Below are 17,844 nucleotides of genomic sequence, written 5' to 3' on the forward strand. Positions count from 1 at the left end.
GCCGCCGGCACGGGCCGGCGGCGTGTCAGATTGCGGGAAAGGGATCAGGAACCGATCTTGGAGCGACGGGCGTCGATGATCGGCTCGTAGAATGCCGGCGTCACTTCGGTGTAGCCCTTGTAGTCGCCGCCCTGGATGGCTGCGAAGCACTCCGGATCGGCTTCCGGCATTTCCATCATGAAGGTCTTGAACTTGGTCTTCATGTCGGCGTCCATGGAGGTGCGAACCACGACCGGACCATTCGGGATCAGCGGGGACTTCCAGAGCTCAACCAGATCGTCCATGTCGAGAATACCCTTCTCGACCATCTTGTGCAGGTTGCCGGAGGTGTAGCCGTCGGAGAACTCGCCAACACCGGAAGCCCAGGTCGTGCCGGCGTCGAACGTGCCTTTCACCACTTCGAGAACGAGGTTCTCGTGGCCGCCACCGAAGCCGGTCTCGCCAAAGAACTCTTCAACAGTAGCGCCGACTGCCTTGGGCAGCGTGACGGCGGGAACGAGGTAACCGGAGGTGGAATCCGGGTCGGCGAAGCCGAGCTTCTTGCCCTTCATGTCTTCCAGCGACTTGATGCCGGAATCCTTGCGGGCCACCATGACCGAGTGATAGCCGGTGGAGCCGTCGGTCTGCACGGTGGTGAGGATCGGCTCAACGGCTTCCGGATCTTCCAGATAGACCTTCGCATAGCCCGAAGCGCCGAGCTCGGCATAGTCGAGCGTGCCGCCAAGCAGGCCCTGGATCACGCCGTCATAGTCGGCAGCCGGGAACAGAGCGACCTTCTCGACGCCCAGAACCTCGGGAAGCTTGTCGACCATGCAGGAGAAGTTGCGCAGGCGGTCGGCTTCGTTTTCGCCGCCGAGAATGCCGATGCGGAACTCCTTCAGGTCTTCGGCCTGTGCGCCGCCGACCATCATTGCGGTGAGCGCTACGGCGCCCATAAGAGCTTTCTTGAACATGACGTCTCTCCATTTGGGTGCCGGCTTTTCCCGCCGGCGGGTTTTCAGGCAGAGCGGCCCGTTACGCGGGCCAGGCGATCCCGTGGGTCAGACGGCGGCGAGCGCCGGTTGCGCCTGACCGGTCGATTTCCTTGCCGGCTGTGGAGCCGGGACATTGATGCTGGTGGAAGTGATGGCTTCGGAAAGCTCCGCGCCTTCCTCGCCGCCGTAAATGGTGCGCACCGCTTCGCTGGTCAGCGCCTCGGGTGGGCCGTCGAAGACCACAGCGCCCTTGGCCATGCCGACAATGCGGTTGCAATAGGCGCGCGCCGTGTCGAGCGTGTGCAGGTTGGTGATGACGGTGATGCCTTCGCGGGCGTTGATATCGGCCAGCGAGTCCATCACCACCTTGGCGTTGAGCGGATCGAGCGAGGCGATCGGCTCGTCGGCGAGGATCACCTTCGGCTCCTGCATGAGTGCGCGGGCGATCGCCACACGCTGCTGCTGGCCGCCGGAAAGCGTGCCGGCGCGCTGCAGCGCCGTCTGGGCGATGTCGAGGCGCTCCAGTGCGGCGATGGCGCGGATGCGCTCCTCGCGGGTGAACATGTTCATCAGGTTGAGAACGGTGGAACGATGGTTGAGGCGCCCGAGCAGGACGTTGGTCAGCACGTCGAGGCGCGGCACCAGATTGAACTGCTGGAAGATCATGGCGCAGTCGCGTTGCCAGCGGCGAAGCTCCGCCCCTCTGAGGGCCGATACCTCTTTGCCATGAAAAGTGATCGAGCCCTCTGAAGGATCGATCAGCCGGTTGATCATGCGCAGAAGCGTCGATTTTCCGGCGCCCGAGCGGCCAATGACGCCGACCATCTGGCCCTGTTCGATTTCCAGTTCCACGTCGCGCACGGCCGTGTTCTGTCCGAAGCGTCGGGTGACCTGTCGAATTTCAAGCATTTGCTGATCCCGTTAAGCGCCTTGTTGCGGCTCTCCCGCGGGCTTTCCGCCCTTGTTGCTCTTTCGCCTAATGGGTGTGGATGAAACCTGGATGTCGCCTGGGTGACGGTTTTTTGACAGTGCACAGCTCCGGCAGGTACGGGGCGATACGCATCGAATGCGGTTCTCTGCCGGATGTGTTAGTGGGTCCTGCCCCTAAGGGGCACCGTCTGGAGGGAAACAAACCATGAGTACGAAGCATTCCGGCACGTGTCTGTGTGGCACGGTGAGATTTGAGATCTCAGGCACATTCGAGCGCTTTTATCTGTGTCACTGTTCACGATGCAGGAAAGGATCGGGCTCCGCCCATGCGGCCAATCTGTTTTCGAGCGAGGCCGAGATCACCTGGCTTTCAGGCGAAGACTGTATCGAGAGTTATCGCGTGCCCGATGCGCGACACAGGAGAAGCTTCTGCCGAACCTGTGGTTCAGCTTTGCCGAGGGTGGAGGCGGGGGGCGCGATGGTCGTCGTTCCTGCCGGCAGCCTCGATACGCCCGTTGATATCCGGCCCAACGCGCATATCTGTCTTTCCAGCCGGGCGAACTGGGATGACGGGCTGGATGAGGTACCCCGGCTGGACGGCCTGCCGGGGTGATGCGTGAAATGGTTAGCGAGGGCCGCAGAGCCGCTTTCTTGCGGCTGCGTACTCGTCCGCAAGCCGATCCACCAGCGCCTCTGCGCCGGTGATCTCGCTCACCGCACCGACACCCTGTCCGCTGCCCCAGATATCGCGCCAGGCCTTTGCATCGGCGCTGGCGAAATTCATCTTCGACGGATCGGCTTCCGGCAGGTTGTCGGGGTCCATGCCGGCCTTGACGATGGAGCCTTTCAGATAATTGCCGTGCACGCCGGTAAAGAGGTTGGAATAGACGATATCGGCCGCGCGCGAAGAGACAATCATTTCCTTGTAATCGTCCGGCGCACGCGCTTCGTGTGTGGCGATGAACGGCGAGCCGATATAGGCGAGATCCGCGCCCATGGCCTGAGCGCCAAGAACCGCACCGCCATTGGCGATGGCGCCTGAAAGAAGCAGCGGCCCGTCGAACCACTGGCGGATTTCCTGCACCAGGGCAAAGGGAGAAAGCGTGCCTGCATGGCCGCCGGCCCCGGTTGCAACCGCGATCAGCCCGTCAGCGCCCTTTTCGATGGCCTTCCGTGCATGGCGGTCGTGAATGATGTCGTGCAGCACGATGCCGCCATAGGAATGGACGGCCTGGTTCACCTCCTCGACCGCGCCGAGCGAGGTGATGACGATCGGCACCTTGTGATCAACACAGACCCTCAGGTCGTGCTCCAGCCGGTCGTTGGAACGGTGAACGATCTGGTTGACCGCGAAGGGGGCGGAGGGGCGATCCGGGTTCTGTGCGTCATGCGCGGCGAGCTCTTCGGTGATCTGCGAAAGCCACTCGTCGAGCTGTTCCTTGGGGCGGGCGTTGAGCGCGGGAAACGAGCCCACCACGCCGGCCTTGCACTGCGCCACCACCAGCGGCGGATGCGAGATAATGAACAGAGGCGCGCCGACCACGGGCAAACGCAATGTGTCGAAAACGGCCGGAAGCGCCATTGGCTATCCCCTTAATTGACGTATTCGTAAACGTCAAAGCTTCTACAGCATCTCACCCCGTGTTGAAAACCTCCGGCCGCACATTTTGTGCCGATGCTTTCTCAGCCGGGCGCGATGTCGTTGTGCCGGCGCGCGAGGAAATCCTTCATCGCCGCAAGCCCGGCTTCAATGCCCCTGCGTCCGAAGCCAACGCGGAAGCGTCCCGCGGGGGTCTCCATCAGCTCTGACCGGTAGACCGAGGCGGGCAACAGCAGAACGCCCGCCTGCTCCACGAGATCATGACAGAACCGCTCGACACCGTCCCGCCCGTTGTAGCGTGGATAGGCAACGCAGCCGCCATCCGGGTGCCGCCAGTCGAACAGGTCCGGATACTCTGCGAAGAAAGTATCCATCTTCTCCAGATTCTCTGCGATAAGCGCGCGATTGCGCGCGAGGATCCGGTCGCTCACCGAAAGCGCCATGACCGCCAGCCGTTCGCTCGGGGCGGAATTGCAGATGGAGAGATAGTGCTTGTAGCGCTCCAGCTTTTGCAACAGCGCCGTGTCGCGGCTGGCGATCCAGCCGATACGCAGGCCCGGCAGGCCGTAGGCCTTGGACATGACGTTGAGGGAAACGCCCTTTTCATAGGCTTCCGCTGCCTGCGGCAGGCGCCCGGCCTCGTCGCGTTCGAGCAGGCGGTAGACCTCATCACTGAAAAGGTAGAGATCGTGCTCGCGGCACAGCGCCACGAGGGCCGCGAAATCCTCCTGCGGCATCAGGGCGCCGGTCGGATTGTTGGGCAGATTGACCGAGATGAGCTTCGTGTTGGGACGGATCGCGGCACGCACCGCATCGAGATCGAGCCGCCAGTTGTCGTTTTCCAGAAGCGGAACGCCGGTCACCGCGCACAGCCCCAGCGGCACGGTCTCCGCAGCCTGGTAGTTTGGAACGGAAACGATGGCGTGATCCTCGGATGAAAGCATCACCCGCATGGCCGCATAAATGCCTTCCTCCGCCCCAGCGAAGCAGAGAATGTCACGCGCGGAAAGACCGTCATAGGTGGCGGCAATGGCCTCGCGCAGGTCGGGCGCGCCCCATGTTTCCGTGTAGCCGAGCCACAGCGCATCGAGATTTTCACGCGCGGAAGGCCCGGCCATCTGCGTCAGTTCGCCAAGCGTCATGCTCTCCATGTCGGAAGCGGTCATGTGATGCCGGGCGTTGAACTCCCAGCGGGAAAAGTGAACCTCGAGCGCGAAATCCCGCATTCTGAACTCCTTGGGGCATGATTGGGATGGACATTGAACCGGATTCCACGTGCCTGGGCGGGAGAAGCCGATTGTTCACACCTTGTTATGACCGTTGATTGCATACTCACCAAAGGTTAACCATGGGGCAATGACAGGCAAAGAGGGCAGCCAGCCTTGGACGCGATAGAAAATGCGATAAGAAAGGCGTTCGAAAAGGGCGATGCGAGCAAACGGCCTTTTCGTGAGAAGGTTTATCGTTCTGCCTTTGCCGCACTGGAACGCACGCTCGAAGCGCGCGACGATCTTTCAGAAGATGCGAAGCTCGCAAGACGCGACAATCTGAAGGCTACGATTACGGAGATCGAGACGGAGTTCGTGCCTGCCGCCGCGCCTTCGTCTCCGGCGGCGCCGAAGGCCCCTCCGGTTTCGCGGCCCGAACCGCGTCGGCGACAGGCTTCTTCACCGCAGGTATCGCCGGAGCCGCGTCGTGCGCCGCGCCCGAAGGACGACAATGGCGATTTCGCGCCGCGGATTGACCCCCGTGACCGCGGCTTCACTCCCGATGAGCCCTCGCAGGAGGATGCAAAGCGCCGTATTCGCGCGGCGCTACCCCGGCAGCGCCGTCCCTACGCCATGCTTTTTCTGGTGGCGACCCTGGTGGCTTTCGCCGGCATGGGGCTCTGGTGGACCATGTCCAGTGGAATCCTGATGTCCAGCGATGAGCGCGACACCAGTGTGCGAAATCCGCCGCTGGCCCTTGAGGAGGACAGTTTTTCAGGCGGCGACGATGCGTCATCTTCCGGATCACGTGGAAGCCGGGCGGCCGGCCAGTGGATCACGGTTTTCGACCCGGCCGACCCGACCAGTGTTTCGGCACCGGACGGCGGCAATATCGACGTGATGCGCAATGACGATCAGATATTCCTGCGCGTAAGCACCGCTGGCAGCGCCGGCATCTCCTTCGATGTCGGGCAGGGCGTTCTGGAGACACTTGCCGGACGAAACGCCATTTTCAGCATCGAGGCCCGGGCGCAGGATGGCGAGGAAACGCAGCTCTCGCTGTCCTGCAGTTTCGGAGCACTCGGCGGTTGCGGGCGCACCCGCTACGTGGTGGGGCCAACCCGCGCTGACTACCTCTTCGAAGTCGAGCTGCCCAATCAGTCGCCCAGTGGCGGCGGCACGATCACGATCATTCCCGATGCAACGGGCGAAGGGCACGCGCTTGACGTTTTCTCCATCCGCGCTGCCAGAGCAACGCGGTAGTCCGGGCCTCTACAGCGCCGCGCGTCTTATAAGACGCGCAAAGGACGCTGTAACACTTTCAAATGAATTCATTTGAAAGCGACATGCATTAGAGCATCGGACCGAAAAGTGGGATCCGGTTTTCGGATTATTCCGATGCTCCATCAATCGTTTAGATCGTCCTTTGTGCGTCCGGATGGACGCACGGCGATCTAGTCAGCGAGCATGGCCGTCAGCGTTTCAAGCCGGTCCGCCTCGGCTGCCGGTTTGTCCCAGCGCAGGCGGGAGATGCGCGGGAAGCGCATGGCGACGCCCGATTTGTGGCGGGTCGAGCGGTTCAACCCTTCAAAAGCGATTTCCAGAACGAGGCCGTGACCGCGTTCAGCGCGCACCGAGCGGACGGGGCCGAACCGTTCGATGGTGTTGTCGCGCACGTATTTGTCGATCTGCTTTAGTTCCTCGTCGGTGAAACCGAAATAGGCCTTGCCGACAGGCACCAGTTCGGGCGCCTCTTCCGGCCCCTTCCACACGCCGAACGTATAGTCGGAGTAATAGCTTGACCGTTTGCCGTGGCCGCGCTGGGCATACATCAGCACGGCATCGACGGTAAACGGATCGCGCTTCCATTTGAACCACGGCCCCTTCGGGCGACCCGGCACATAGGTGGAATCGCGCCGTTTCAGCATAACGCCTTCGATGACCGGGTGGGGCGGCGCGCGGCGCCTGGCATCCAGATCTTCCCAGCTTGCAAAGTCGACAAGGGGCGAGAGGTCGAAACGGTCCTGCGACAAGGCCGGAAGCGTCTTTTGCAGCGCCGCCCGGCGATCGGTGAAGGCAAGGGAACGCAGATCCTCGCCTTCGACCCGCAGAAGGTCGTAGCAGCGCAGGAAGACCGGGTATTCAGCCAGCATCTTTTTTGAAACCGTTTTGCGGTTCAGGCGCTGTTGCAGATCCGAGAATGTTCCGGTCCTGAACCTTGGATTTCCGACCAGAAGCTCTCCATCCAGCGTTACTTCGGCCTGGAATTCCGCCAAAAGGTCCGGAAACGCGCCGGAAATATCGTCTCCTGTGCGTGAATATAGCCGTTGCACACCTCCTTCACAGACCGCCTGCACCCGAATGCCGTCCCATTTCCATTCGGCCGCATAGTCAGCTGGATCGAGCTTTGCGAGGTCGCCGTCGCCGACCGGATGAGCGAGCATGACCGGGCGGAACAGCGCCCGCGCATCGCTAACGGGTTTCCCGACTCTTCCTTCGAGCCAGGCGAAGAGCGCTTCATAGGGCGGTTCGAGCCCGTGCCAGAGCTCCTCGATCTCGCCCACATCGCGGTCGCCGAAAATGGCCAGCGCCTGCTTTGCAAGCCGAGCGGAAACGCCGATCCGCAAACCGCCGGTCGCAAGCTTGATGAGCGCGAAACGGGCGGAAGGATCGAGCCGGTCGAGCAGGCCCGCGATGACGGAGGGTGCCTCGGCCCGTCCAAGCCTGGAGAGCGTTTCAACGATCTCCGAGAGCGGGGGTGGCCGGGTCTCGCCCTCGGTTGCGGATGGCCAGACAAGCGAGATGGTCTCGGCGAGATCGCCGATATAGTCGTAGGAGTAAGCGAAAAGCACTTCGTCCATGCGCTCGCCGATCAGGGTGCGTAGCATGGCGGGCTTGACGGCGGGAAAGTCGAGCCCGCCGGTCAGCGCGGCCAGAGCGTAGCCACGGTCGGGATCGGGCACGGCGCGAAAGTGATCCGTGAGAAGCCGGATCTTCCCGTTGCGCGACGGGGTCAGGACAAGGCGGTCGAGCAGATCTGCAAAGCGCTGCATCACTCGGCCTCGTCTTCATAGCCGACGAGATTGAGCGGGCGGGCCATGATACCGTTCAGTTCACACCAGCGCACGATGGCCTCTTCGCGCCCATGCGTCACCCAGACCTCGTTCGCTTCCGTTTCGCGGATGGTGGCGGTCAGCTCGTTCCAGTCGGCATGGTCGGAAAGGATCAAAGGCAGCTCGACACCGCGCTGCTTCGCACGCTGACGGATGCGCATCCAGCCGGAGGCGAAGACATTGAGCGGGTCGGCGAAACGCCGCGTCCAGCGTTCACCGAACACGGATGGGGGCGCGACGACAACCCGGCCCGCGGCGCGGTCCTCGATGCCCTCCTCGACCGTTGCGGGTTCAAGTTCGCCAAGATCGATGCCCTGCTCCTGATAGTAATGGCAGAGCTTTTCCAGCGCGCCGTGAATAAGGATGGGCGCATCATGGCCGGCTGCCCGCAGGAGGCTGATGACGCGCTGGGCCTTGCCGAGCGAATAGGCGCCGAGGATGTGCGCGCGCTCGGGAAACTGCGTCAGCGAGGCGGTCAGACGCCGTATTTCGCTCATGGGGTCGGGATGGACGAAAACCGGCAGGCCGAAGGTTGCCTCGGTGATGAAGACGTCGCAGCGCACCGGTTCGAACGGTGCACAGGTTGCATCGGGATGGCGCTTGTAATCGCCTGAAGCGACAATGCGCAGGCCATTCTTCTCGACCGCGATCTGTGCGGAACCGAGCACATGGCCCGCCGGGTGAAACGAGACGGTGACGCCATCCTGCTGAAGCGGCTCGCCATAGCCGATGGGCTGCCGGCTTGCCGCAAAGCCCGCGCCGTAGCGCAGTTCCATGATATCGAGCGTCTCCCTCGTCGCCAGGACATGTCCATGTCCCGCGCGGGCGTGGTCCGCATGGCCATGCGTGATCATGGCCCGCCCCACCGGTCGCACGGGGTCGATGTAGAAATCGCCGGGCGGGCAATAAAGCCCCGCCGGACGTGGCTGGAGCAGGTTCTGCGGCTTCATGGTCTGAGAAGATAGGATATTTTTCCGGCAGCGAAAGACAGGCTTGTCAGGAGAGATTTCCGGGAGCATAAGCGCTCACCGCCCGCGCAAGGGCCCTCCCGGAACACACGCACCGCATGAACCCGCTCACCTTTACCTCGGGCAATCTCCTGGCCGACCGCCGGGCCGAATACGCCGAAATGCTTTTCGAAACTGGGGATTTTAAAGCTGCCGCCACGCTTCTGGGCGACGCGCTTCAGCTCGCGCCCGGGTGGGCGGCCGGGCACTATCGCCATGGGGAGATGCTTGCTGAAGCCGGCGAAATCGCTGCCGCCGTGGAAGCCTGGCGCACGGTTCTGAGGCTCGACGGCAAAGACCGGCTTGGGGCAGCGCTGAAGCTGGAGCTGCACGGCGCACTGGATGGGCTCGGGGCCGTGCCTTCCGCTTTCGTCGAAACGCTGTTCGATCAATATGCGGATACATTCGACACCGCGCTGGTGGACAGGCTCGGTTATCGCGTGCCGCAATTGCTGGACGAGGCGCTTCTGCGTGTCGGCAGGGAAAGCTTCGCCCACGCCGTTGATCTCGGTTGCGGCACCGGCCTGATGGGCGAGCGGCTGAGAGCCCGTGTGAGCTTTCTCGAGGGGATCGACATTTCCGCGGAAATGCTTAGGCGGGCAGAGGGCAAGCAGATCTACGATCGGCTGGCACGGGCGGATCTGTCAGCGCTCGCCGATCTTCCGCGCGCAGCAGATCTGGTGACGGCGGCGGATGTGCTCATGTATCTGGGGGCACTTGAAAGACTGTTTGCCGTGGCCGGTGCATCGCTCGCACCGGGCACGCTGTTTATCTTCTCGGTCGAGCATCACACGGGCCCCGAAGCAATGGTGCTGCGTGCTTCGCGCCGCTACGCCCATTCCGAACCACACCTGCGTGCGGTCCTTACCGAAGCCGGGTTCGACCCCGTGCTGCTCGAGAAGGCGACGATCCGGATGGACCGTGGAGAGCCGATAGAAGGTCTGATCGTGGTCGCAGAACGGGTTGGCAATGAGACCCGGCCCGCCGATCCCGCCATCATCTCCCGCCGGAAAGAGCGGCCTCGGGCCCATTAGAGCGTTTCACCGTTTCATGGAACGCCGCTCCGCTCTATCTGTCTGATTTTCTGCATGTGTGCGGGCGTCAGGTGATTCCACCTGACTGCAAGATGCTTGTCTTATGACTTTCTCTGCGAAACAGGGGAAAAGGGGTTGGCCGGGAGCAGAGCTTCAACCGGCCGCCCCGGGACCACGTTACTCGGCTTCGTCGGCTGAACCGGCGTTGAGCTGGCCGTATTTTTCCAGACCGATATTCTCAAGCAGTTCGAGCTGCGTTTCGAGATAGTCGATGTGGCCTTCCTCGTCTGCAAGAAGCTCTTCGAACAGCTTCATGGAGACGTAATCGCCTGCGGCGTGGCAGTCGTCGCGCGACTCCTTGTAGAGTTTGCGGGCGTCATGCTCGCCGGCGAGATCGGCCTCCAGAACTTCCTTGATGTTCTGGCCAATGCGAAGCGGTCCGACGACCTGCAGGTTGGGGTGGCCTTCGAGGAAGATAATGCGCTCGACCAGCTTGTCGGCGTGGTGCATCTCCTCGATGGATTCCTCGCGTTCCTTCTTGGCAAGCTTGGTGTAGCCCCAATCCTCAAGAAGGCGATAGTGCAGCCAGTACTGGTTGACCGCACCGAGTTCGTGGGTGAGCGCTTCGTTAAGCCGCTCGATAACCTTTTTGTCGCCTTTCATTGAACCTGCTCCCGTAGCGTTCGCGCAGGGCGCGAACCTGGTCTAGATATGTCACGACTTCAGCTCCCTCGCTTTGATCGTGACGCTGGTGGTACTCTTCCGTGACTCGGATGATCGTTTCCACCACATTTGGGAAGCAGCCGCAACACCGTCCGCGTTTTGACATCGTGTGATAGACCTTGGCCGGCACGATGAGCTGCCACCGATCTTCGTCCAGCATGGAGATGATCGTATCCTCGACCTCTTTCTGGGTGATCATGTTGCACTGACAGACGAGCATGGCGACGTCGGAAACTCCGTGGCTTTGCAAGGTCGGGCCCAGGTGCAGAGCCAGAACCCTCGAGGCGGGAGTTTGTCGGAGGAAGAACCCGAACCATCTCCATGTGTGCCGGCAGGTTCGACGGCATACAGGATGGTGGGCGACGACAGACGTCCTGCGATCGAAAGGGTTAAAGGCCCAGACATCATGGACGCATCGCGCGGATGCAGGATTATAGAAACCGCACGGCTGCGGTTCTGTCAATAAAAACCTGACAACTATATTCAGGGAAAGCTGCGACGCGATGGCGCGGGCCCTAGGGTCAGGACCTGTTAATATGGTCGCAATGGTCGGCCTGATTTGTGCGGATACGCGAAGCAGGACCGCAGGAAGACTTCACGTCTTTCAAGGTCTTGCGACAAAGTAGGCCGTGCAAATCAGGCCGATCCGAAGGACGCTCGATAGACCGGCGATCTGCCGCGTCAAACCCCTTGACCGGGGGAAGGACCCCGCTCTGCGGGCTTTTCCTTGCATCTCTTGGTCTATCGAACGCCATTGCGATCATATTAACAGGTCCTGACCCTAACCCCCGTGCTTTTCCAGGAATTCCTCTGCGTTCAGCGAGCGGAAATCGTTCAGTGCGGCGCGCAGCCTGTCATGGTTCCAGTTCCACCACGCAAGCGCCTGATAGCGCTCGCCGGTTTTGCGGTCGAAACGCTCGCGGATCGGGCGGGCGGGAACGCCGCCGACAATCGTGTAGGGCGCGACATCCTTCGACACGACCGCGCCTGCGCCGATCACCGCGCCATCGCCGATTGTGACGCCGGGCAGGATGGTGGAGCCGTGTCCGAGCCATGTGTCATGGCCGATCCGCACGATGTTCTCCCGCCGCCAGCCGAAGAAATCGCTGTCATGCTCCGCATCCGGCCAGTAGTCGCCGGAGCGGTAGGTGAAATGGTGCAGGGTCGGTCGCCATGTGGGGTGGTTCGTGGCGTTGATGCGCACGGCGGCGGCGATGTTGGAGAACTTGCCGATCTCCGCGCACCAGACGCTGCAATCCTGCGTCATGTAGGAATAATCGCCCAGGACCGTTTCATGCACGCGCGACCGCTCGCCGATTTCCGTGTAGCGGCCGAGCGTGGATTCGACGATTTCGGCAGAGGGGTGAACCGAAGGTCTTTCCGAGAGCTGTTTCATGCCGCTTTCCTGCCCGGTGCGAAGTCGGTGACGTCGATGATGCGGTCGGCGACGATCTCGCGCACATCCTGATCGTGGAAGATGCCGAGAAGCGCGACGCCCGCCTTCTTCTTCTCGTCGATCATGGAAACCACGATTTCGCGGTTGGCCTTGTCGAGAGAGGCGGTCGGTTCGTCGAGAAGCAGCACCGGATGGTCGGTGATGAAGCCTCGGGCGATGTTCACGCGCTGTTGTTCGCCGCCGGAGAAGGTGGCGGGCGGCAGATCCCACAGGCGCTCCGGCAGTTTGAGGCGCTCGAGCAGCATCTCGGCCCTGCCGCGCGCGGTTTCCAGAACTTCGCCGCGTGCGATGAGCGGTTCGGCGACCACATCGCGGGCGGAAACGCGCGGCACGGCGCGCAGGAACTGGCTGACATAGCCAATCGTGTCGCGGCGGATGGCGATGACGGTGCGCGGATCGGCGGTGGCGAGGTTCACCAGATTGCCGCCATGGCTGACGATCACCTGACCGCTGTCGATGGCGTAGCTGCCATAGATCATCTTGAGGATGGAGCTCTTGCCGGCGCCCGAGGGGCCGCCAAGAACGGCGCATTCGCCGGCGGAGAGCGAGAAGGAGACATCGGCCACCACGGGCAGGCGAATGCCGCCCTGGAGATGCATGGTGAAGCTCTTGCAGACTTCGGAGACGACGAGGGGCGTTGCCATGATCACACCTGCAGGATGGAGGAAACGAGAAGCTGGGTGTAGGGCGCCTGCGGATCGTCGAGCACCCGGTCGGTCAGGCCGCTTTCGACCACATGACCGTCTTTCATGACGATCATGCGGTGGGAGAGAAGGCGGGCGACCGCAAGGTCGTGGGTGACGACGATGGCGGAGAGACCCAGTTCATGAACGAGGCATCGCAGGAGATCGAGCAGGCGGGCCTGCACCGACACGTCGAGACCGCCGGTCGGCTCGTCCATGAAAACGAGGCGCGGGCCGGTGACGAGGTTGCGGGCGATCTGCAGGCGCTGGCGCATGCCGCCGGAAAAGGCGCGCGGCTGGTCGTCGATGCGGTCGCTGGAGATCTCAACGCGGCCCAGCCAGTCGGTAGCGGTGGCGCGGATGTCGCCATAGTGGCGCTGGCCCACGGCCATCAGCCGCTCGCCGACATTCGCGCCGGCGGAGACCGTCATGCGCAGCCCGTCGGAGGGGTTCTGGTGAACGAAGCCCCAGTCGGTGCGCATCAGGAAGCGGCGTTCGGCCTCGCTCATGCGGTAGAGGTCGTGGAAGGCCCCGTCGCGCATGCGGTAGGACACGGTGCCGGAGGTCGGCAGGAGGCGTGTCGAGAGGCAGTTCAGGAGGGTGGTCTTGCCGGAGCCGGATTCACCCACCACAGCCAGAACCTCACCCGGCCACAGGTCGAAGGAGATGTCGTTGCAGCCGATACGGTTGCCGTAGAATTTCGAGATAGAGCGAACGCGAAGCAGCGGTTCGTCGGTCATTGGATTTCTCCGCGAATTTTCAGAAGTTTGCGCAGCCCCTCATCCGCCTGCCGGCGCCTTCTTCCCGCCAGCGGGGAGGAGGAGGACGGCCGCGATCCGGGCGCTGTCATCGATGCGCTGTCGTTCCTCACGTTGCAGCCTCTTCGCCGGACAGATGCCCGCGATGGCCTTCCGCGCGGCGCGCCTCGCAATTGTCGGTGTCGGAGCAGACGAACATGCGCCCGCCGCGGTCATCCAGAACCACTTCGTCGAGATAGACATTCGTGCCGCCGCACAGCGCACACGGCTCATCGAAGGTCTGCACCTCGAAAGGGTGATCCTCGAAGTCGAGGCTTTCGACCCGCGTGTAGGGCGGCACGGCGTAGATGCGCTTTTCACGGCCTGCGCCGAAAAGCTGGAGCGCCTTCGACATGTGCATTTTCGGATTGTCGAATTTCGGCGTCGGCGAGGGGTCCATCACATAACGCCCCTCGACCTTGACCGGATAGGCGAAGGTAGTAGCGATGTGGCCGTGCTGGGCGATGTCCTCGTAGAGCTTCACATGCATGAGGCCGTATTCCTCAAGCGCATGCATCTTGCGCGTCTCGGTCTCGCGCGGTTCGAGAAAGCGCAGCGGCTCCGGGATCGGCACCTGGTAGACAAGCACCTGCCCTGATTTCAAAGGTTCTTCTGGAATGCGATGGCGCGTCTGGATGATGGTGGCGTCGCTCGTGTGGGTGGTCACCTCCACATTGGCGACCTTCTGGAAGAAGGCGCGGATGGAGACCGCATTGGTGGTGTCGTCCGCACCCTGGTCGATGACCTTGAGCACATCGTCCATGCCGATGATCGATGCTGTCACCTGCACGCCGCCAGTGCCCCAGCCATAGGGCATCGGCATTTCGCGGCTGGCGAAGGGAACCTGATAGCCGGGAATGGCGATGGCCTTGAGGATCGCGCGGCGGATCATGCGCTTCGTCTGCTCATCCAGATAGGCAAAGTTGTACTGGGCAATCTCGTTCATCACAGGCCCCAATGTTCTGTTAGGGGTTTTGGTGTAGGGGTGGTCACAGCCTTTGATGGAGCTTCCGAATGGATATGCCGGACATCAAAACGATCGAGAGTCTCGGAATCGTCGCTCTTTGCATCGGCTTTGCCATCCTGATCTGGCGCGCCGCGCATACGGACAGAACCGGCAATGACGACCATATCCCCGGCGGCTACGACGGCGGGTCTGGCGGCGATTGCGGTGGCGACTGAGGTCATTCGGCGGCCTCCGCCATGGTGGCCTTGTCCTGCTGACCCTCTTCATATTCGCGGCGCATCTGGCGGACCAGACCGAGCTCGGCCTGGAAGTCGACATAGTGCGGCAGCTTCAGGTGCTCGACAAAGCCGGTCGCCTGCACGTTGTCACAGTGCGAAATGACGAACTCCTCGTCCTGCGCCGGTGCGGTGATGTCTTCGTCCAGCTCGCCCGCGCGTAGCGCCCGGTCGCACAGCGACATGGCCATGGCCTTGCGCTCCGACTGGCCGAACACCAGCCCGTAGCCTCGGGTGAACTGCGGCGGCACCTTCTTCGAGCCCTTGAACTGGTTGACCATCTGGCATTCGGTGACGCGGATGCGACCGAGCGTGAGCGGGAAATCGAGTTCCGGCACATCGATCTCCACCTCCACCTCGCCGATGCGGATCTCGCCGGCGAAGGGGTGGTTGCGGCCATAGCCGCGCTGGGTGGAGTATCCGAGCGCCAGAAGGAAACCCTCGTCGCCGCGTGAAAGCGCCTGGAGGCGCTGGTCGCGCTCCATGGGGAATTCCGGCGGCTCGCGGGTGATGTCACCGGGTTCGCGGTCTTCCGGCAGGGAGCCGTCTTCCTCGATCAGGCCTTCGTCGGCGAGAATGTCGGACACGCGGGGCATGGCTTCTTCGGCTTCGCTGCGCGCCTCGGGTGTTGCCGGTTCGGCGTCTTCGGCCAGTTCCGGGTCAAGCAGGCGATGCGTGTAATCGAAGGTGGGGCCGAGAAGCTGCCCGCCGGGCAGATCCTTGTAGGTAGCGGAAACGCGTCGCTCGACCAGCATGGCCGCCGTGTCGACGGGGCGCGAATAGCCGAAGCGTGGCAGGGTGGTGCGGTAGGCGCGCAGAAGGAAGATCGCTTCGATCATGTCGCCGCGCGCCTGCTTGACGGCAAGTGCCGCAAGGCCCGTGTCGTAGAGCGAGCCCTCGGACATGACACGGTCGACGGCGAGCGAAAGCTGGCTGGCGATCTGCTCAAGCGTGATGGCGGGCACGTTGCGGTCGCCGCGGCGGCGGTCGGCCAGAAGCCGGTGCGCGTTCTGGATGGCGGCTTCGCCGCCCTTGACGGCTACATACATGGCTCAGGCCTCCTGGCTGGTGATGCGGGTGGAGCGGGGCAGGGCCGCAAGGCCCTCGCGGCTGACCAGTATCAGGTCGACGCCACGGGGAAACCGGGCGTGGTTCTGTGCCCACTGGCGGGTGAAATGACGCGGCAGGGGATGGGGTGCCAGACGCGCTTCGCTCTCGATGCCGGGGCCGTCGAGAACCAGTTCCTCACCGCCCGAAAGGTCGCTCACCTGAAGAACGAGTGTGGCGGAGCGGTCGGGATATTCCTGCGAGCCCTGGGCGAAATTCTCCAGCCCGATCAGGTGCTCGGGATCGGCCGACAGGATGAAATGCGCATCCGCCGGCGTGTTGGCGAGCGGCGCGCCGGTGTGGAAGGCGAGCCAGGCGCGGACGGCATCGTCGCCCGCAAGCGCGGGGTCGAGCCAGATCGGCGTGTCCTGATCGCAAAGCGCCAGCGCAACGGCGGCGGCCTCTGGCGTCAGCGGTGCGGGTGGTTTGGCGAGCGCGATGCCCTTATGGATCGTGCCGGGCTCGGCCATGGCCTGCATGACGGCGCGAAAAATGGTCTGGGCGTCGAAGACCGGGTTCTGGAAACCGCCTTCGATGGCGATGGAATCGAGCGTCATCAGTCCTCTCCGCGAACCATGGTGAAGAAGTCGACCTTGGTGGCCGCCGTTTCGGCGCGACGGGTCGCGTCAGCCTCGATGCGGCGGGCGCGCAGCGGCGCGAGGATCTTCTCCTCGATTTGGGCTTCAAGGTTGGGTTTCTGGCGCAGCGCGTCGATGAGGGCGGCAACCCGCGCCTTCCTCTTCTCGCGGCCGAGCGCATAGGCATGGCCAACCTCGCCGGTGGGCAGTTTGACGGTGGCGCGCGTGACGGTGGCTTCGCCGAAGTTGAACGGCGCGCCGCCGCCGCCCATCCGGCCGCGAACGGTCACGAGGCCGGTTTCAGGTCCGCGCAGCGTTTCGGCCTCGTCGGGCAGCCCGGCTTCGTTCCAGAGCCGCATCAGGTCGCTTCCATTGGCCATGGCGAGCACCGCCATCGCCTCGCGTCGCCGTTCGGTGACCGCCTGTCTTTCCTGTCGTGAGACCATGACGTCTCCTTCCTCGTTCGTTAATTTGTCTATTGTTCTAGACAACCAAACATATTATGGGTTTTGCCTAGCGGGTGTCCATGACGCGTTGATGACAAGGCCGGCAAGGGAAGCAGAAAAGTGGTGCAGGTTAAGGAAGCGGTGATCGAGCGGCGCAGCGGCGTAGCGCTCTGGCGGCAGATCGCCGACCGCATGCGGCGCGAGATCGGCGAAGGCGTGCTCGGCAGCGATGGCCGCATGCCGCCTGAAATGGCGCTTGCGGAGCGCTTCGGCGTCAACCGGCATACGGTGCGCACGGCGATTGCGGCGCTGGTGCAGGAGGGCGTCCTGCGCGCAGAGCAGGGGCGCGGCACCTTCGTGGAAGGGCGAAAGCGGCTGGCTTATCCCATCCGCAGTCGTACGCGGTTCTCCGAGGGGCTGGCCGGGCAGTCGCGCGGGCTTGCGGCCGATCTGCTCGACCACGCGGTTGAAGCGGCGCCGATTGATGTTGCTCGCGCTCTGATGCTTGCTCCCGGCTCGCCCGTGATCCGGCTTGAAACACGCTCGCATGCTGACGGGCGGCCGGTCTCCCGGGCCAGAAGCTGGTTTGATGCGCACCGGTTTTCCGGCATGGCGGAAGCATTTGAGCGCTCGCGTTCGATCACGGCGTCGTTCAGGGAGCTTGGGCTCGCCGATTATCTGCGCCAGAGCACCACGGTGACAGCGCAGCACGCCGATGCCGGTGACCTGAAAGACCTGAATCTCTCGCCCGGTGCAATCGTTCTCGTCACCATCGCCATCAATGTCGATACCGACGGCCGCCCCGTGCAGTATTCGCAGACCCGCTTTGCCGCAGACCGGATCGAGCTGCACATTCCCGGCGCTGGCATGGAGACAGGCGACTGACGCTGCACTTCACCTGACACTCACCGTGAAGTGACCGTAGCGCGAGGCGGTTTACGTTGAT

General features: G+C 63.0%; 20 protein-coding genes. 5 read left to right on the plus strand and 15 right to left on the minus strand.

Translation table 11 applies throughout. The features are described 5' to 3' along the window. Positions 1-44 precede the first annotated feature (44 nt). Both phnD and phnC read right to left on the minus strand, forming a co-directional pair. On the minus strand, positions 45-953 hold the full coding sequence (phnD, locus tag KUG85_RS06990) for a phosphonate ABC transporter substrate-binding protein (protein WP_223004669.1): 909 nt from the start codon (positions 951-953) through the stop codon (positions 45-47). An 87-nt stretch (positions 954-1,040) separates the two neighbouring features. Then, complete coding sequence (gene phnC / locus KUG85_RS06995) at positions 1,041-1,883, minus strand: phosphonate ABC transporter ATP-binding protein (RefSeq protein WP_065817235.1); 843 nt, start codon at positions 1,881-1,883, stop codon at positions 1,041-1,043. A 226-nt stretch (positions 1,884-2,109) separates the two neighbouring features. Between phnC and KUG85_RS07000 the strand changes: the two genes are divergently transcribed. Then, on the plus strand, positions 2,110-2,517 hold the full coding sequence (locus tag KUG85_RS07000) for a GFA family protein (RefSeq protein ID WP_223004670.1): 408 nt from the start codon (positions 2,110-2,112) through the stop codon (positions 2,515-2,517). Between the two features lie 12 nt (positions 2,518-2,529). Here the strand turns inward: KUG85_RS07000 and KUG85_RS07005 are convergent, their stop codons facing one another. Both KUG85_RS07005 and KUG85_RS07010 read right to left on the minus strand, forming a co-directional pair. Further along, positions 2,530-3,486: an NAD(P)H-dependent flavin oxidoreductase gene (locus tag KUG85_RS07005; RefSeq protein WP_223004671.1), complete on the minus strand. Its 957-nt coding sequence runs from the start codon at positions 3,484-3,486 to the stop codon at positions 2,530-2,532. Positions 3,487-3,587: 101 nt separating this feature from the next. Further along, positions 3,588-4,730: an aminotransferase class I/II-fold pyridoxal phosphate-dependent enzyme gene (locus tag KUG85_RS07010; RefSeq protein ID WP_223004672.1), complete on the minus strand. Its 1,143-nt coding sequence runs from the start codon at positions 4,728-4,730 to the stop codon at positions 3,588-3,590. 156 nt (positions 4,731-4,886) lie between these two features. Between KUG85_RS07010 and KUG85_RS07015 the strand changes: the two genes are divergently transcribed. Continuing rightward, entirely contained in the window at positions 4,887-5,975 is a 1,089-nt protein-coding gene (locus tag KUG85_RS07015; protein ID WP_223004673.1) for a hypothetical protein, read from the plus strand. A 191-nt stretch (positions 5,976-6,166) separates the two neighbouring features. On the opposite strand, the gene KUG85_RS07020 is transcribed toward KUG85_RS07015, so the two are convergent. Both KUG85_RS07020 and KUG85_RS07025 read right to left on the minus strand, forming a co-directional pair. Beyond that, positions 6,167-7,765: a cisplatin damage response ATP-dependent DNA ligase gene (locus tag KUG85_RS07020; RefSeq protein ID WP_223004674.1), complete on the minus strand. Its 1,599-nt coding sequence runs from the start codon at positions 7,763-7,765 to the stop codon at positions 6,167-6,169. Continuing rightward, a complete protein-coding gene (locus KUG85_RS07025; protein ID WP_223004675.1) occupies positions 7,765-8,775 on the minus strand; it encodes a ligase-associated DNA damage response exonuclease in 1,011 nt (336 codons plus the stop codon). Before KUG85_RS07025 ends, KUG85_RS07020 begins: the two co-directional genes overlap by 1 nt. 116 nt (positions 8,776-8,891) lie before the next feature. Here KUG85_RS07025 and KUG85_RS07030 point away from each other — a divergent pair, with 116 nt between their 5' ends. Then, positions 8,892-9,866 (plus strand): methyltransferase domain-containing protein, encoded by a 975-nt coding sequence (locus KUG85_RS07030; protein WP_223004676.1) that lies wholly within the window; start codon positions 8,892-8,894, stop codon positions 9,864-9,866. A gap of 177 nt (positions 9,867-10,043) precedes the next feature. Here the strand turns inward: KUG85_RS07030 and bfr are convergent, their stop codons facing one another. From bfr to KUG85_RS07060, 6 genes are all read right to left on the minus strand, one after another. Then, positions 10,044-10,529, minus strand: a complete 486-nt coding sequence (bfr, locus tag KUG85_RS07035) for a bacterioferritin (protein ID WP_065817226.1) — start codon at positions 10,527-10,529, stop codon at positions 10,044-10,046. Further along, positions 10,495-10,809 carry a (2Fe-2S)-binding protein gene (locus KUG85_RS07040; protein WP_223005213.1) on the minus strand — a complete coding sequence of 105 codons (315 nt, stop codon included), beginning with the start codon at positions 10,807-10,809 and terminating at the stop codon, positions 10,495-10,497. The genes bfr and KUG85_RS07040 overlap by 35 nt, the downstream gene beginning before the upstream one ends. 561 nt (positions 10,810-11,370) lie before the next feature. Then, positions 11,371-11,985, minus strand: a complete 615-nt coding sequence (locus KUG85_RS07045; protein WP_223004677.1) for a DapH/DapD/GlmU-related protein — start codon at positions 11,983-11,985, stop codon at positions 11,371-11,373. Beyond that, entirely contained in the window at positions 11,982-12,689 is a 708-nt protein-coding gene (phnL, locus tag KUG85_RS07050; RefSeq protein WP_223004678.1) for a phosphonate C-P lyase system protein PhnL, read from the minus strand. The genes KUG85_RS07045 and phnL overlap by 4 nt, the downstream gene beginning before the upstream one ends. Positions 12,690-12,691: 2 nt before the next feature. Continuing rightward, complete coding sequence (gene phnK, locus KUG85_RS07055) at positions 12,692-13,468, minus strand: phosphonate C-P lyase system protein PhnK (RefSeq protein WP_223004679.1); 777 nt, start codon at positions 13,466-13,468, stop codon at positions 12,692-12,694. A 127-nt stretch (positions 13,469-13,595) separates the two neighbouring features. Continuing rightward, positions 13,596-14,471 carry an alpha-D-ribose 1-methylphosphonate 5-phosphate C-P-lyase PhnJ gene (locus KUG85_RS07060; RefSeq protein WP_223004680.1) on the minus strand — a complete coding sequence of 292 codons (876 nt, stop codon included), beginning with the start codon at positions 14,469-14,471 and terminating at the stop codon, positions 13,596-13,598. A 68-nt stretch (positions 14,472-14,539) separates the two neighbouring features. Here KUG85_RS07060 and KUG85_RS07065 point away from each other — a divergent pair, with 68 nt between their 5' ends. After that, complete coding sequence (locus KUG85_RS07065) at positions 14,540-14,707, plus strand: hypothetical protein (RefSeq protein ID WP_223004681.1); 168 nt, start codon at positions 14,540-14,542, stop codon at positions 14,705-14,707. Between the two features lie 2 nt (positions 14,708-14,709). On the opposite strand, the gene KUG85_RS07070 is transcribed toward KUG85_RS07065, so the two are convergent. From KUG85_RS07070 to phnG, 3 genes are read right to left on the minus strand one after another with little or no spacing between them, the layout of a single operon-like run. Continuing rightward, entirely contained in the window at positions 14,710-15,816 is a 1,107-nt protein-coding gene (locus KUG85_RS07070; protein ID WP_223004682.1) for a carbon-phosphorus lyase complex subunit PhnI, read from the minus strand. Positions 15,817-15,819: 3 nt separating this feature from the next. Continuing rightward, entirely contained in the window at positions 15,820-16,431 is a 612-nt protein-coding gene (gene phnH / locus KUG85_RS07075) for a phosphonate C-P lyase system protein PhnH (protein ID WP_223004683.1), read from the minus strand. After that, positions 16,431-16,898 (minus strand): phosphonate C-P lyase system protein PhnG, encoded by a 468-nt coding sequence (phnG, locus tag KUG85_RS07080; protein ID WP_223004684.1) that lies wholly within the window; start codon positions 16,896-16,898, stop codon positions 16,431-16,433. Before phnG ends, phnH begins: the two co-directional genes overlap by 1 nt. 123 nt (positions 16,899-17,021) lie before the next feature. Here phnG and phnF point away from each other — a divergent pair, with 123 nt between their 5' ends. Further along, complete coding sequence (gene phnF, locus KUG85_RS07085; RefSeq protein ID WP_223005214.1) at positions 17,022-17,783, plus strand: phosphonate metabolism transcriptional regulator PhnF; 762 nt, start codon at positions 17,022-17,024, stop codon at positions 17,781-17,783. Positions 17,784-17,844: the final 61 nt, after the last annotated feature.

The organism is Nitratireductor rhodophyticola (genome assembly GCF_019891355.1).
Classification (GTDB): Bacteria; Pseudomonadota; Alphaproteobacteria; order Rhizobiales; family Rhizobiaceae; genus Nitratireductor; species Nitratireductor rhodophyticola.

What these genes read in the sequence shown, in the direction of transcription:
- phnD (WP_223004669.1), bottom strand. Translation starts at nt 953, where the DNA reads ATGTTCAAGAAAGCTCTTATGGGCGCCGTAGCGCTCACCGCAATGATG.
- phnC (WP_065817235.1), bottom strand. Translation starts at nt 1,883, where the DNA reads ATGCTTGAAATTCGACAGGTCACCCGACGCTTCGGACAGAACACGGCC.
- KUG85_RS07000 (WP_223004670.1), top strand. Translation starts at nt 2,110, where the DNA reads ATGAGTACGAAGCATTCCGGCACGTGTCTGTGTGGCACGGTGAGATTT.
- KUG85_RS07005 (WP_223004671.1), bottom strand. Translation starts at nt 3,486, where the DNA reads ATGGCGCTTCCGGCCGTTTTCGACACATTGCGTTTGCCCGTGGTCGGC.
- KUG85_RS07010 (WP_223004672.1), bottom strand. Translation starts at nt 4,730, where the DNA reads ATGCGGGATTTCGCGCTCGAGGTTCACTTTTCCCGCTGGGAGTTCAAC.
- KUG85_RS07020 (WP_223004674.1), bottom strand. Translation starts at nt 7,765, where the DNA reads ATGCAGCGCTTTGCAGATCTGCTCGACCGCCTTGTCCTGACCCCGTCG.
- KUG85_RS07025 (WP_223004675.1), bottom strand. Translation starts at nt 8,775, where the DNA reads ATGAAGCCGCAGAACCTGCTCCAGCCACGTCCGGCGGGGCTTTATTGC.
- KUG85_RS07030 (WP_223004676.1), top strand. Translation starts at nt 8,892, where the DNA reads ATGAACCCGCTCACCTTTACCTCGGGCAATCTCCTGGCCGACCGCCGG.
- bfr (WP_065817226.1), bottom strand. Translation starts at nt 10,529, where the DNA reads ATGAAAGGCGACAAAAAGGTTATCGAGCGGCTTAACGAAGCGCTCACC.
- KUG85_RS07040 (WP_223005213.1), bottom strand. Translation starts at nt 10,809, where the DNA reads ATGCTCGTCTGTCAGTGCAACATGATCACCCAGAAAGAGGTCGAGGAT.
- KUG85_RS07045 (WP_223004677.1), bottom strand. Translation starts at nt 11,985, where the DNA reads ATGAAACAGCTCTCGGAAAGACCTTCGGTTCACCCCTCTGCCGAAATC.
- phnL (WP_223004678.1), bottom strand. Translation starts at nt 12,689, where the DNA reads ATGGCAACGCCCCTCGTCGTCTCCGAAGTCTGCAAGAGCTTCACCATG.
- phnK (WP_223004679.1), bottom strand. Translation starts at nt 13,468, where the DNA reads ATGACCGACGAACCGCTGCTTCGCGTTCGCTCTATCTCGAAATTCTAC.
- KUG85_RS07060 (WP_223004680.1), bottom strand. Translation starts at nt 14,471, where the DNA reads ATGAACGAGATTGCCCAGTACAACTTTGCCTATCTGGATGAGCAGACG.
- KUG85_RS07065 (WP_223004681.1), top strand. Translation starts at nt 14,540, where the DNA reads ATGGATATGCCGGACATCAAAACGATCGAGAGTCTCGGAATCGTCGCT.
- KUG85_RS07070 (WP_223004682.1), bottom strand. Translation starts at nt 15,816, where the DNA reads ATGTATGTAGCCGTCAAGGGCGGCGAAGCCGCCATCCAGAACGCGCAC.
- phnH (WP_223004683.1), bottom strand. Translation starts at nt 16,431, where the DNA reads ATGACGCTCGATTCCATCGCCATCGAAGGCGGTTTCCAGAACCCGGTC.
- phnG (WP_223004684.1), bottom strand. Translation starts at nt 16,898, where the DNA reads ATGGTCTCACGACAGGAAAGACAGGCGGTCACCGAACGGCGACGCGAG.